General features: G+C 66.0%; 10 protein-coding genes. 6 read left to right on the forward strand and 4 right to left on the reverse strand.

What is annotated here, in order from left to right; translation table 11 throughout:
• Window positions 1-728 precede the first annotated feature (728 nt).
• The 6 genes from CR919_RS17650 to CR919_RS17675 all read left to right on the forward strand — a co-directional run bounded on the left by CR919_RS17650 (window position 729) and on the right by CR919_RS17675 (window position 9299).
• Complete coding sequence (locus CR919_RS17650) at window positions 729-2126, forward strand: cupin domain-containing protein (RefSeq protein ID WP_099821124.1); 1398 nt, start codon at window positions 729-731, stop codon at window positions 2124-2126.
• 3 nt (window positions 2127-2129) lie between these two features.
• Window positions 2130-3032 carry a GNAT family N-acetyltransferase gene (locus CR919_RS17655; protein ID WP_099821125.1) on the forward strand — a complete coding sequence of 301 codons (903 nt, stop codon included), beginning with the start codon at window positions 2130-2132 and terminating at the stop codon, window positions 3030-3032.
• A gap of 186 nt (window positions 3033-3218) precedes the next feature.
• The gene (locus CR919_RS17660; RefSeq protein WP_099821126.1) at window positions 3219-6050 is read left to right on the forward strand and encodes a 2-oxoglutarate dehydrogenase E1 component; all 2832 of its coding nucleotides are present in this window, start codon (window positions 3219-3221) and stop codon (window positions 6048-6050) included.
• 39 nt (window positions 6051-6089) lie between these two features.
• Window positions 6090-7289 (forward strand): dihydrolipoyllysine-residue succinyltransferase, encoded by a 1200-nt coding sequence (gene sucB, locus CR919_RS17665; protein ID WP_099821127.1) that lies wholly within the window; start codon window positions 6090-6092, stop codon window positions 7287-7289.
• Between the two features lie 63 nt (window positions 7290-7352).
• A complete protein-coding gene (gene lpdA / locus CR919_RS17670; protein ID WP_099821128.1) occupies window positions 7353-8789 on the forward strand; it encodes a dihydrolipoyl dehydrogenase in 1437 nt (478 codons plus the stop codon).
• Between the two features lie 273 nt (window positions 8790-9062).
• On the forward strand, window positions 9063-9299 hold the full coding sequence (locus CR919_RS17675; RefSeq protein WP_099821129.1) for a hypothetical protein: 237 nt from the start codon (window positions 9063-9065) through the stop codon (window positions 9297-9299).
• A gap of 62 nt (window positions 9300-9361) precedes the next feature.
• Here the strand turns inward: CR919_RS17675 and CR919_RS17680 are convergent, their stop codons facing one another.
• From CR919_RS17680 to CR919_RS17695, 4 genes are all read right to left on the reverse strand, one after another.
• Complete coding sequence (locus CR919_RS17680) at window positions 9362-9622, reverse strand: hypothetical protein (RefSeq protein WP_099821130.1); 261 nt, start codon at window positions 9620-9622, stop codon at window positions 9362-9364.
• A complete protein-coding gene (locus tag CR919_RS17685; RefSeq protein WP_099821131.1) occupies window positions 9619-9837 on the reverse strand; it encodes a hypothetical protein in 219 nt (72 codons plus the stop codon). Before CR919_RS17685 ends, CR919_RS17680 begins: the two co-directional genes overlap by 4 nt.
• A gap of 172 nt (window positions 9838-10009) precedes the next feature.
• Complete coding sequence (locus tag CR919_RS17690; protein ID WP_099821132.1) at window positions 10010-11602, reverse strand: alkaline phosphatase D family protein; 1593 nt, start codon at window positions 11600-11602, stop codon at window positions 10010-10012.
• Entirely contained in the window at window positions 11602-13845 is a 2244-nt protein-coding gene (locus CR919_RS17695; RefSeq protein WP_099821133.1) for a TonB-dependent receptor, read from the reverse strand. The genes CR919_RS17690 and CR919_RS17695 overlap by 1 nt, the downstream gene beginning before the upstream one ends.
• Window positions 13846-13982 lie beyond the last annotated feature (137 nt).

A 13982-nucleotide genomic window follows, 5' to 3' on the forward strand; every position in this document is an offset into this window, starting at 1 on the left:
CTGCCCCTCTACAACGACAAGGCGAACCGCCTCGTCCCTCATGCCCTGAGTGATCTGTTTTGCCATGGGTCTACCTCGATGCTCGAAAATGATCCTATCGAGTGTCCAAGTTGATTAGACCACCGCAACCCATCCATGGGGGCTCGTAGGCGCCATCCATGGCGCCAACGGTCCCGCTGGCCCATCCCGCCCCACCTCTGACAGTTGTCCGGTGACGGATCGAAGAGCATTGGGTTGTCGGGACGGAATTTGAAAGAGGGACGCGGCTTCGCCGCGTCCCTCTTTGTTTTGGTTTTTAGGGTCTTTGTAGAGCCAAGCCCATGCTCGGCTGGTTGTTCCAACAGCAAGCGGAGCGTGGGCTCGGCTCTACAGATGCACGAGCAAGCGCAGCGCGCGACCCGCTCTTGCCTTTGATTTTCTTCTTCCATTCCGTGGCGGGCCCCGCAGGAAACTGTCAGGGGCCGGGCGGGTGGGCCATGCAGGGGCGTTGGCGCCATGGATGGCGCCATCGAGCTTACAGGGACGTACTTGCAGCGCCCCCTGCATGGCCCACCCGCCCGGCCAAGCGCGGCTTTTGCTTTGAACCCGACCGCCACGAGGGGCTCAGCCGTTGGCCGGAACCCCGCGACAAACCACCGCACGTGCGCAATCCCAACGAACGTCGGACAATGGAGGCCTTGGCGGCCCGCCACGCCGCCCCTCCCGCTTTCCGCTGCAAGGATTCCCCCATGGCCGCCCGCAAGTCCTCCGCTCCGCTCATCGAAGTCACCGCCCGCCCCGGCCAGCCGCTGGGCATGTCCCCGGCCGTGTTCCTGCGCGACTTCTGGCAGAAACGCCCGCTGTTGATCCGCAACGCCTTTCCCGACTTCCAGACCCCGGTACAGCCGGAGGACCTGGCCGGCCTGGCCTGCGAAGAGGGCGTGCTGGCCCGCCTGATCGAGCATGACAAGACCCAGGACAGCTGGCGCGTGCGCAGCGGCCCATTCCAGGAAGACATCTTCCCGGCCCTGCCCGACCACGACTGGACCCTGCTGGTGCAGGACGTGGACAAGTGGGACAAGGACGTGCGCGCCCTGATCGAACACTTCAGCTTCCTGCCGCGCTGGCGCATGGACGATGTGATGATCAGCTTCGCCGCTACCGGCGGCTCGGTCGGCGCCCATGTCGACCAGTACGACGTGTTCCTGCTGCAGGCCCACGGCCACCGCCGCTGGCAGATCGATGCCAGCGAATCGATCAAGGGCAAGCGCCCGCCGCTGGGCTTCCGTCCCGACGTGGAGCTGAAGCTGCTGGAAGTGTTCAAGCCGACCCACGACTGGGTGCTGGCGCCGGGCGACATGCTGTACCTGCCGCCGAACGTTCCGCATCACGGCGTTGCTGAAGACCCCTGCCTTACCTTCTCGTTCGGCATGCGCGCGCCGTCCTCGGCCGAGCTGATCAGCGACTATCTGGACACGTTGATCGCCGATGCCGACGAAAACATCCGCTACCAGGATGCCGACCTGAAGGCACCGGCCGACCCGAACGAAATCGACACCGTGGCGATGGCGCGGGTGATCACCGCGCTCAACGCCATCCGCATGAACGACCCGGACAAGCTGGGCGACTGGTTTGGCCGCTTCATCACCACCTACCGCGCCGCCGGCGAGGTGATGGCCCACCAAGCCGCGCCACCGCAGGAAGAAGTGCTTGAGTCCCTGCTGTCGGGCCTGCTGCTGCAGCGTCACCCGTGGGCGCGACTGGCCTGGCGCCGGGCCAAGCGTGGCGCCAGCCTGTATGTCAGCGGCCAGGATTTCGCCCTGCCAATCAAGGACGCGCAGCGTCTGGCCGGTGCCGAGCAACTCGACGCAGCCGCCTACCGCGGCCTGTCCGACAAGGGCCGCGCAGTACTCCAGCAGCTGCTGGTCGGCGGCGTGTTCCAGCTGATCGATCCGAACGAGGTGTATGCCGACGAGGAGGAAGCGGTGCTGGGTGAGGTGATCGAGGGCCGCGAGCAGGTCGAGGTCATCGACGCGGACGCCATGTCCGATGACGTCCATCTGGTGACCGTGCACGACGACGGCATCGAAGTGATCGTCAACTTCGACGACCACGACGAAGACGACAGCGACCCCAGCCGCGGCTGAACCATGAGTCCGCTCCGGGTCCAGCAGGTACACCACGCCGAGGCCCACGTCGCCATCCACGACGTGCGCCAACGGGTGTTCGTGCAGGAACAGGGCATCGACGCAGCCCTGGAGCGCGATGCCCTGGACCCGGTCTGCGCCCACGTGCTGGCGCTGGATGCCGACGGGCAACCGGTCGGCACCGGGCGGCTGGCGCCGGATGGTCGCATCGGCCGCATGGCGGTCTTGGCTGCGTATCGCGGCCACGGCGTTGGCGAGGCCCTGCTGGAGGCGCTGGTACAGGCCGGGCGCCAGCTCGGCCTCGCCGAGCTGCACCTGCATGCGCAGCTGCCGGCGCGCGACTTCTACGCCCGCCAAGGCTTCCTGCCGGAAGGCCCGGAATTCGAAGAAGCCGGCATCGGCCACCAGCAGATGCGGCGACGGCTGCAGACCACATCGGCCATCGACAGCCGCGCCGAAGCGGTGGCGATCACCACGGCGATCATCCATCGCGCCCGCCGCCGGCTGTGGCTGCACAGCCGGCAGCTGGACCCCGGCCTGCTGGATGCACCACCGGTACAGGCAGCCCTGCGCCGCTTCGTCACCGCCCGCCACGACAAGCAGCTGCGGGTGATCGTGCATGACGCCGCCGCCATCGCCAGCGCCGGTGCGCCGCTGCTGGCGCTGTTCCAGCGCCTTCCCAGTGTGATCCAGTTCCGCGAGGTGGCCGATCCGATCGATCGCGCCCTGGCCTCCGCCTGCCTGCTCAACGATGCGGGCGACTTCTACTTTCGTCTCATTGGTCATCGCCTCGACGGCGAATCCGCAATCGCGCTGCCGGCACGTTCGCAGCCGTTCGAGCAGCAATTGCAGCGTGTCTGGGACCGTTCGCGCGAATGCAGCGAATTGCGCGCGCTCGGCATCTGACCGCGACCGGCGCGCTCAACCTGTCTGGGACCGACACCGGGGGACGCCCGATGCCCTCCTCGCTGCCCCTTCGTGTCCGGATGGGGGTACAATTTGGCCGTTTGAACGCGCCCGTGCATGGCTATTCATCTTCGTGCCGGGTCCTTCTGAAGCCATACCCCACAAAGCGAATCAGCACCCTCCATCGTGGACAATCAACTGAAGCAGTTTGCGCAATCTTCGCAACTCGCCGGCGGCAACGCCTCCTATGTCGAGGACCTGTACGAGCAGTACCTGGTCTCCCCGGATAGTGTCGATCCCAAATGGAAAACCTACTTCGACGGCTTCAAGGGCCGCGAAGCGGGCGACATTCCGCACTCGGCCGTCATTTCCCATATCGCGGACGCGGCCAAGGATGCGCTGAAAGCAGGCACCGGCACCGGTGCAGGCGATGAGCGCGAGCGCAATGTCGGTCGCCTGATCACCGCCTACCGTTCGCGTGGTCATCTGGACGCCCGCCTGGACCCGCTGGGCCTGGCCGCTCCGGTCAACACCCCGGACCTGGGCCTGCCCTTCCACAACCTGTCCGATGCTGACCTCAACAGCGAGTTCAGCACCGGCGGCGTGGGCGGTCAGCCGCGCATGAAGCTGCGTGACCTGCTGGCGCGCCTGAAGGCGACCTACACCGGTTCGATCGGTGCGGAGTTCATGCACATCTCCGAGGTCGAGCAGCGCCAGTGGATCTACAAGAAGCTGGAACTGGCCGGTGGCAACTACCAGCTGGACGCTGACACCCAGCGCCGTACGCTGGAGCGCCTGACCGCCGCCGAAGGCCTCGAACGCTACCTGCACACCAAGTACGTCGGCCAGAAGCGCTTCTCGCTGGAGGGTGGCGACTCGCTGATCCCGATGATGGACACCATCATCCGCAGCGCCGGCAAGGATGGCGTCAAGGACGTGGTGGTGGGCATGGCCCACCGTGGCCGCCTGAACGTGCTGGTCAACACCCTCGGCAAGAACCCGCGCAAGCTGTTCGACGAATTCGAAGGCAAGTTCGAGCACGACGAGCACGCCTCGGCCGGCGACGTGAAGTACCACATGGGCTTCTCCGCCGACGTCGCCACTGAAGGTGGCCCGGTCCACCTGGCGCTGGCGTTCAACCCGTCGCACCTGGAAATCGCTGACCCGGTGGTTGCCGGTTCCGTGCGTTCGCGCCAGGAACGCCGCAAGGACACCGCGCGCAAGCAGGTGATGCCGATCCTGATCCACGGCGACGCGGCCTTCTCCGGCCAGGGCGTGGTCATGGAGCTGTTCCAGATGTCGCAGGCCCGCGGCTTCGCCGTTGGCGGCACCGTGCACATCGTGGTCAACAACCAGGTTGGCTTCACCACCTCCAATCCGCTGGATACGCGCTCCACGCGCTATGCCACCGACGTGGCGAAGATGATCGCCGCACCGGTGCTGCACGTGAACGGCGATGATCCGGAAGCAGTGGTGTTCGCCGCGCAGCTGGCCTTCGAGTTCCGCCAGAAGTTCGCCAAGGACGTGGTCATCGACCTGATGTGCTACCGCCGTTGGGGCCACAACGAGGCCGACGAGCCGGCGATCACCCAGCCGCTGATGTACCAGGTGATCCGCAAGCACGCCACCACCCGCGAGATGTATGCCGAGCAGCTGGAAAAGGCGGGCGTGATCGCCGCCGGCGCCGGCAAGGCGATGGTCGATGCGTACCGCGAGAAGCTCGACGCCGGTGAAGTGACCACCGAGCTGGCCAAGGTCGAGAAGACCCCGCCGACCAGCCCGCTGTTCGTTGATTGGCCCAAGCTGCTGGAAGGCAAGCTGTCCGACCCGGTGTCGACGAAGGTCGACAAGGACAAGCTGGTCGCGCTGGCCAAGCTGATCAACACCGTGCCCGAAGAAGTGCAGCTGCACTCGCGCGTAGCCAAGGTGTACGACGATCGCCGCAAGATGGCTGCCGGCGAAATCCCGGGCGACTGGGGCTTTGCCGAGAACCTGGCCTACGCCACCCTGCTCGATGAAGGCAGTGCGCTGCGCCTGGTCGGCCAGGACGTCGGCCGCGGTACGTTCACCCACCGCCACGCGATCCTGCACGACCAGAAGACCGACAACTACTACCTGCCGCTGCGGCAGCTGGTGGATTCGCCGGAGAAGGCCACCGTCATCGATTCGCTGCTCAGCGAAGAAGCGGTGATGGCCTACGAGTACGGTTTCTCGACCACCGACCCGAACACCCTGTGCATCTGGGAAGGCCAGTTCGGCGACTTCGCCAACGGCGCCCAGGTGGTGATCGATCAGTTCATCGCTGCCGGCGAAGCAAAGTGGGGCCGCATTTCCGGCCTGACCCTGCTGCTGCCGCACGGTTATGAAGGTCAGGGTCCGGAACACAGCTCGGCGCGCCTGGAGCGCTTCCTGCAGCTGTGCGCGCTGGAGAACATGCTGGTGGTGGTGCCGTCGACCCCGGCGCAGGCCTTCCACATGCTGCGTCGCCAGCAGCACCTGACCACCCGCAAGCCGCTGGTGGTGATGTCGCCCAAGTCGCTGCTGCGCCACAAGCTGGCCGTGTCGACCCTGGACGAGCTGGCCAATGGCGAGTTCCAGCACCTGATCGGCGATGCCACTGCAGATGCCAAGAAGGTCAAGCGCGTGGTGCTGTGCTCGGGCAAGGTCTACTACGACCTGCTGGAAGACCAGACCAAGCGTGGCCAGGACGACGTGGCGATCATCCGCGTGGAGCAGCTGTATCCGTTCCCGCGTGCGCTGCTGGCTGCCGAACTGAAGAAGTACGGCAAGGCCACCGACGTGGTGTGGACGCAGGAAGAGCCGCAGAACCAGGGGGCGTGGTACCAGATCCGCCACCACCTGCAGTTCTGCCTGGCCGATGGCCAGAGCCTGCACTACGCCGGTCGCGCACGTTCGGCTTCGCCGGCTGCCGGTCACATGGCTGACCACGTCCGCGAACAGCAGCAGCTGGTCGCCGATGCACTGGTCAACCCGTTCAACGACTCGTTCGCTGAATAACTCTCCCCCTATTTAGAAGACAAACCAGGAAGCTCCCGCATGGCCACCGAAGTCAAAGCCCCGGTACTGCCCGAATCCGTCGCCGACGGCACCATCGCCACCTGGCACAAGAAGGTGGGCGACGCCGTCAAGCGCGACGAAAACCTGCTTGACCTGGAAACCGACAAGGTCGTCCTGGAAGTGCCGTCGCCGGTCGATGGCGTGATCAAGGAAATCAAGTTCAAGGAAGGCGACACCGTCACTTCCAGCCAGGTCGTGGCGATCATCGAAGAAGGCGCCGTGGCCGCTGCCCCGGCTCCGGCTGCCGAAGAGAAGAAGGCTGAGGCCGCTCCGGCCGCTGCTGCTCCGGCCGCTGCCGCTGCTCCGGCCCCGGCCGCCAAGTCGGCTGCCGACGCACTGCCGCCGGGCGCCCGTTTCAGCGCCATCACCGAAGGCGTGAACCCGGCCGACGTCGACGGCACCGGCCGTCGTGGCGCCGTCACCAAGGAAGACATCGTCAACTTCGCCCGCAACGGCGGCGCCGGCAAGGCCGGTGGCGCACGTCCGGAAGAACGCGTGCCGATGACCCGCATCCGCAAGCGCATCGCCGAGCGCCTGATGGAGTCGAAGAACTCCACCGCCATGCTGACCACCTTCAACGAAGTCGACCTGTCCAAGGTGTCGGCGGCGCGCAAGGAACTGCAGGACGAGTTCGTCAAGGCACACGGCATCAAGCTCGGCTTCATGAGCTTCTTCGTGAAGGCCGCCGCCAATGCGCTGCAGCGCTTCCCGCTGGTCAATGCCTCGATCGACGGCGACGACATCATCTACCACGGCTACTCGGACATCTCGATCGCCGTGTCGACCGAGAAGGGCCTGGTCACGCCGGTGCTGCGCAACGTCGAGCGCATGTCGTTCGCCGACATCGAAAAGACCATCGCCGACTACGCCAAGAAGGCCCGTGACGGCAAGCTGAGCCTGGAAGAACTGCAGGGCGGCACCTTCACCGTGACCAACGGCGGCACCTTCGGTTCGCTACTGTCGACCCCGATCATCAACCCGCCGCAGAGCGCCATCCTCGGCATGCATGCCATCAAGGAGCGTCCGATCGCCCAGAACGGCCAGGTCGTGATCGCGCCGATGATGTACCTGGCGCTGTCCTACGATCACCGCATCATCGACGGCAAGGACTCGGTGCAGTTCCTGGTGGACATCAAGAACCAGCTGGAAAACCCGGGCCGCATGCTGTTCGGCCTGTAAGAGACCTCCCGCCCCTCCGCGCCTGCGCGGAGGGGTTCTGGTAATGCAACAAGGACTATTTCAATGGCTGAACAATTCGACGTCGTCGTCATCGGTGCCGGCCCGGCCGGTTACCACGCTGCCATCCGCGCGGCCCAGCTTGGCCTGAAGACCGCCTGCATCGACGCAGCGCTGGGCAAGGACGGCAAGCCGGCCCTGGGTGGCACCTGCCTGCGCGTGGGCTGCATCCCGTCCAAGGCGCTGCTGGATTCCTCGCGCCAGTTCTGGAACATGGGCCACATCTTTGGCGACCACGGCATCAGCTTCAAGGATGCCAAGATGGACGTCGAGGCGATGGTTGGCCGCAAGGACAAGATCGTCAAGCAGTTCACCGGCGGCATCGCCATGCTGTTCAAGGCCAACAAGGTCGCCGCCTATTACGGCTTCGGCGAACTGCAGCCGGGCAACGTGGTCAAGGTTACCCAGCATGACGGTTCGGTCGTCGAGCTGAAGGGCACCAACGTCATCATCGCCGCCGGTTCGGATTCGATCGAACTGCCGTTCGCCAAGTTCGACGGCGAGACCATCGTCGACAACGTCGGCGGCCTGGACTTCACCGAAGTGCCGGCACGCCTGGCCGTGATCGGCGCCGGTGTGATCGGCCTGGAACTGGGCAGCGTGTGGAAGCGCCTGGGTTCGGAAGTGACCATCCTGGAAGCGCTGCCCGACTTCCTGGCGGCGGCTGATACCGAAGTGGCCAAGACCGCCGCCAAGGAATTCAAGAAGCAGGGCCTGGACATCCGCCTGGGTGCCAAGGTCTCCAAGGCCGAAGTGACCGGCAAGGGCAAGAAGAAGGAAGTCGCCCTGACCTACAGCGACGCCGAAGGCGAGAAGTCGCTGGTGGTGGACAAGCTGCTGGTGGCCGTCGGCCGTCGCGCCGCCACCAAGGGCCTGCTGGCCGAAGGTACCGGCGTCAAGATCAACGAGCGTGGCCAGATCGAAGTCGACGCGCACTGCCACACCGGCGTCAACGGCGTCTGGGCGGTCGGTGACTGCGTGCGCGGCCCGATGCTGGCACACAAGGGCTTCGAGGAAGGCATCGCGGTTGCCGAGCTGATCGCTGGCCTGCCGGGCCACGTCAACTTCGACACCATTCCGTGGGTCATCTACACCGAGCCGGAGCTGGCCTGGGTCGGCAAGACCGAGCAGCAGCTGAAGGCCGAGGGCATCCCGTACAAGGCCGGCAGCTTCCCGTTCGCCGCCAACGGCCGTGCCGTGGCGATGATCGAGCCGGCAGGCTTCGTGAAGGTTCTGGCCCACGCCGAAACCGATCGCATCCTGGGCATGCACCTGGTCGGCGCCAATGTGTCCGAGCTGGTGCACGAAGGCGTGCTGACCATGGAGTTCAGCGGTTCGGCCGATGACCTGGCGCGCATCTGCCACGCCCACCCGTCGCTGTCGGAAGTGGTGCACGACGCGGCAATGGCCGTGAGCAAGCGCGCGATCCACAAGGCGAACTGATCCATCTGACGGTGCCGGCCGCTGGCCGGCATCCCCGGATACTGGAAACCCCGCCTCGGCGGGGTTTTTTGTTTCTCGGTGACTGCAGAACAAGGGTGGGAGACCCTTGGCACTCGGCGCGCGGCAGGCGAGCGTCCACCGCCCTCACACGGGCGTCGACCTCCAGTGCGGTAGGCTCACCGCTGAGGTCGCGTTGCATCGCCAAGCCACGGATGCGCGACAGGTGGTGCTCCCGCACCTGCTCGTGGGGCTGCTCAGACAGTGGAGATATCCATGGAAAACGAACGAATCGAGACCCGCGGCGAAGATGGCCGCAGGGTGTTGGTGTTCAAGTTCTGGCCGCAGTTCGACGCGACGATTCTTCCCGGCGCACGCCTGGCCGAAGGCCTGCCGAGATACGCGCTGGCAAACGGCAATTCCGTAACCTTCGACGGCGTGGATTTCGAAATCGCCGCGACCGGCGAAGAGCTGGTCCGGTCGCTGGCTGTTAGCCGACCGCCCTCGGGCTGAGTCGTGCGTCGTCCGGGTCCTGTCGCGTGCCGGGACTGCCTGCACCCATCGCAGGTCGCGCATCAACGCTGCGGCGGTGCAGTTTCCCGGTCCGTAGTGTCCGGCTTCGGCGGATCGTCACAGATACGGTGCTGAGCGATCACCTCACCCACCTTCCATTCCTTCACCACCCGGCAGCTCTCCTTGCCGGCGTCCTTGTCGGTCGCCTTGGCTTCCGTCTTGCCGGCAGGGTGCTGACGCTCAAGGTAGGCCGACGGCGGTTGCCTGGCCCAGGCCGGCGCCGCCATCAGCAGCGCCAGCATCGCGATGGGCAGCGGCCTCATGCCGTCACCGCGCCGCGGCCACCGCCGAGCAGGCGTGCGGGCAGCATGAACAGCGCGCGCAGGAAGGCGAACAGCGCCGAGAACGTGATGCCGACCAACCGGAACGGCAGGCTCAGCAGCCATACGAACGGCCAGGCGATCAAGGCGAGGATCGCCAACGGCCAGCACAGCACGAACAACAGGCACCACACACCGAGCGCGAACAAGGTCTTCATCACAGGCTCCCTCGGCGGCACCCCGCCGCCTGCCATCACCTTGGCGCCCTGCCCCGGCCCGGGCAAACGGTTTGCGATGAAACCCGGCTGGAGGCGATGAAACCGATCCAGCGCCGTTGTAGCGCCGAGCCCCTGCTCGGCTTTCCAGAAGCAGCCGAGCGTGGGCTCGGCTCTACAGGAGCTGCATTGCGCCCGGGCGGCCGTGGGTGACCTGGAAGCGGGCCGCAGTACGCACCGGCGCATCCGCGCGCAGCACGCTGTCGGCGAAGCGCAGTTCCGCGTCCACGGTCTGCCGGTTCAACTGCAGCTTCCACCAGCCACGCCGGTCGCCATCGAAATACCGGATGTGCGGATTCTGCGGGATCGACGGGCCGTAGTACGGGCCATACGGCGTGTCATCGCCACCGCTGCTGATTGCCGGGGCGATGAACTCGGTGGCGATCACCGGCGCGTCAGCGGCATCGAAATCCAGCTTCAGGTCATTGACGAACGTGGAGTGCCAGTCGCCGCCCAGTACGATGGCGTTGCCCTGCCCACCGGCCTGCATCGCCTGCAGCAGGCGCTTGCGGGCGGCCGGGTAGCCATCCCAGGCGTCGTTCCAGAAACGTTCGCGCGGCGTGCCCTGCTCCAACCGCAACTGCGCCATCAGCAGCTGCTGCACCACCACGTTCCAGCGCGTTCCCGCCGCAGCCGCCATCGACTGCGCGAACCAGGCCTCCTGCCCCACCCCGAGCATGCTCATGCGCGGGTCCAGCGCCGCCTCGCAGCGCGCCGATTCGCCGACGCCACAGGGATTGGCCGGACGGAACTGACGGCAGTCCAGCAACGTCAGCTGGGCCAGGTCGCCGTAGCGCAGGCGGCGGTGCACGCGCAGGCCACCGTTGCCGGCCGGCGTGCTGCGCATCGGCAGGTGTTCGTAGAACGCGCGATACGCCGCGGCGCGACGGACGATGAAGTCCTCGGTCGGTACGTCGCTCTTTTCCGGATGGATGCCGGAATAGTCGTTCTGCACTTCGTGGTCGTCCCAGATCACCGCGAAGGCGTGCGCGGCGTGCGCGGCCTGCAGGTCCGGATCGAGCTTGTACAGCGCGTACTGGTCGCGATAACGCTCCAGGCTGAGCGTTTCACCGCTGAAGCGCTGAGCATCCAGGGTGCTGCCACGCGCGTTCTGCAGCGGGCTGTATTCGTACAGGTAGTCACCGGCATGCAGCACCAGATCGACATCGCTGCGGGCGATATCCGCCAGTACCGGGTAGTAGCCGCTGTTCCAGGCCTGGCAGGTGCACAGCGCCAGCCGCAGCTGCTGCAGCTGCGCGTCCGGCAGCGGCGCGGTGCGGAAATGCCCGACCGGACTCTCCTCGCCGCCGTCGCAGGCGAATCGATAGTAGTAATCGCGGCCTGGACGCAGGCCGGTCACTTCCACGTGCACCGAATGGGCCAGCTCCGTTACGGCCGCCGCCACGCCACGCTGCACCAGCCGCCGCATCGCCGGATCTTCGGCAACGAACCAGCGCACCGGGATCGCGCGCGACGGCATGCCACCGCCGTTGAGGGGATCCGGTGCAAGACGCGTCCACAGCACCGCGCCCTGCGGATCCGGATCACCTGCGGCGATGCCGAGGGTGAACGGATCGCGCCCCAGTCGCGGCCGCGGACCGGTGGCGGCGACGCCGGGCATGGCCGCCAGTGCGATCGCCGCTCCGGTCCCCTGCCAGGCCAGGCGCAGCAGACGACGGCGGGTTTCCGGATCGGCGATGCGCTTCATCAGAAGCGCACGGTCGCAGTGGCCATCACCTGCCGCGGCGCACCGACCTGCATGGTCGCCAGGCTGCGGGTCGGATCAGCGGCGTAGGTGCCGTTGGTGTTGATGGTCGCCAGGTACTGCTTGTCGGCCAGGTTGGTCAGGTTCAGCGCCAGGGTCAGGTTCTGCGCCGGGCCGAGCTTGCCCATGTCATAGGCCACCGACGCATTGATCAGCCAGTAGCTCGGCACCGAGACGTCATTGGTGTAGGTCACGTAGCGCTTGCCGACGTGGTTGGCGGCCAGGCGCAGGTCCCACGGGCCCGGCGTCCACGCCAGGGTGCTGGCGAACATCCATTCCGGCGTGTCGACCGTCTTCTTGCCGCGGGTCGGCACCACGCCGTTGTTGACGTAGTCGTTGTCGTAGGTGCTGTCATTCCACGACAGCGCGTTGGACCAGCTCAGGTCGCGCATCGGCTTCAGCTGCAGGGTCGCCTCGGCACCGCGGCTGGTCACCGAACCCACGTTGGAATACAGCGCCGGGCAACCCAGGATGCCGACGCACTGGGCGATGGCCAGCAGGCGGTTGTCGAACTTGACGTCGTACACCGCGACCGAGGCTTCATAGCCCTGGCCGTAGCCGCGCCAGCCCAGTTCGATGGTGCGCGACTGTTCCGGCTTCAGGTCCTTCGCACTGGCATCGAATGCGGCCTGCGGTACGTTGAACGGGCTGCCCACGCCCAGTGCATAGGCCGCGATGTTCTTCGCATAGGAACCGAAGATCTCATTGCGCTCGTCCAGCTTGAAGTTGAAGCCGGCCTGCGGCAGCAGCCCCTTCTTCGCGGTCAGGCTGCTGTTGCTGGCATAGCTGCCCAGCGGCGTGCGCACGCTGGTGCGGGTGTTGGGCGACTTGGCGCCGATGTCGATGGTCAGGCGGTCATCGAACAGGCGGAAGCGGTCCTGCAGGTAGAACTGACGGGTGATGGTGGTGTAGCGCTGGTGCCACACGCGCTGGTCCGGATTGCGCAGGAAGAAGTCGTCGGTGATCGGCCCATCGATGTAGTAGAAGTTGCGCTGCACGCTGTGGCCGTTGTCTTCGTACCAGAGACCTGCTTCCAGCTCATGGCCCGCCACGTTCCAGGTGAATGCCGAGGTCACGCCGGTGCGGTCGATCGCATATTCGGTGGTGCGGATCGAGATCGGAATCTCGCGGCTGGTGCCCGGGTTGGACGGATTGGACGGGCTGAACCAGTGGCCCTGGCCGCGGTTGCTGTGGTTGTAGACATTGACCTTCAGGCGCATCGTCTCGTTTAGGCCGAAGTCACCGGCGATGCTGGAGACATCATCGTTGCGCAGGCCGTGACCCGAGTAGTACGCATCCCACGGGCTGTTGACGCCACCGCTGTACTGGCCTCGCGCAGCGGCCAGGGCACGGTTCCAGTCCGGCGCGTAGTTGTCCCAGTTCCAGCCCAGGCGATCAATCATCTCCAGCGACAGGTCCTGGTAATCGGCTTCAACCCGGCGCGAGGCGTTGAACAGCGCGGTGATGCGGCTGTCGACGCCGAAGTTGTAGGTCGCCTTGCCGTTGAACTGCTTGAGTTCGTGCGAGCCCTTGCCCTTCCACTTGTCGCTCTCCGAATACGCACCGGACAGGTAGGCGGCGAAGCCCTGGTGTTCGCCGGTCTCCAGGCGGGCATAGCTGCGGCGTGCGCTGTCACTGCCCAGGCTCTGCGCCAGCACTACACCGTATTCGGTGGAGGGATCGATCGAATAGAACTGGAACACGCCGCCCAGGTTGCTGGTCGACGGCGTGCCCAGCGCGCCGATGCCGGTGGAGACCTCGGCACCGCCCAGGTTCTCGCTGATCACCGCGCGGCTGATATGCAGGCCGTTGCTGTTGCCATAGCTCATGTTGCCCAGCGGGATGCCATCGAGCGTGTAGCCCAGGCGGTTCTGGTTGAAGCCGCGCAGGCTGATGCTGGTGGACCACTCGTAGGCACCGGTGGCATCGGCTGATTCGAAATGCACGCCCGGCTTGCTGGCCAGCAGCTTCAGCGGGTTGGCGCCGGGCGGCAGCACCTTCATGTCCTCGGCGGTCACGCGCTGGACCTGGCGCGCCTCGCCCCGGCCGATCACCGAGACCGAATCCAGGGTGGTGGCCGACTGCACGTCGACGGCGGGAGCGGTTTCAGCGGCGGCCAGCGCAGGCAGCGAAGCACAGACCAGCAGGGCCAGCAGATTGCGGCGAAGCGGAGCATGGCAAGACATGGGGATTCCTTGGGCGCGCTGGACGCCGAAGGGCGGCGTCAAAAGAGCAGCAGCGGCGGAATCGTAGAAGCGTTGCGTTACATGTCATTTACACGCCACGTACGGATTTTTGGCGATCCGGACGGAGAATATGAGGT

The organism is Stenotrophomonas sp. LMG 10879 (genome assembly GCF_002750935.1).
Classification (GTDB): domain Bacteria; phylum Pseudomonadota; class Gammaproteobacteria; order Xanthomonadales; family Xanthomonadaceae; genus Stenotrophomonas; species Stenotrophomonas lactitubi_B.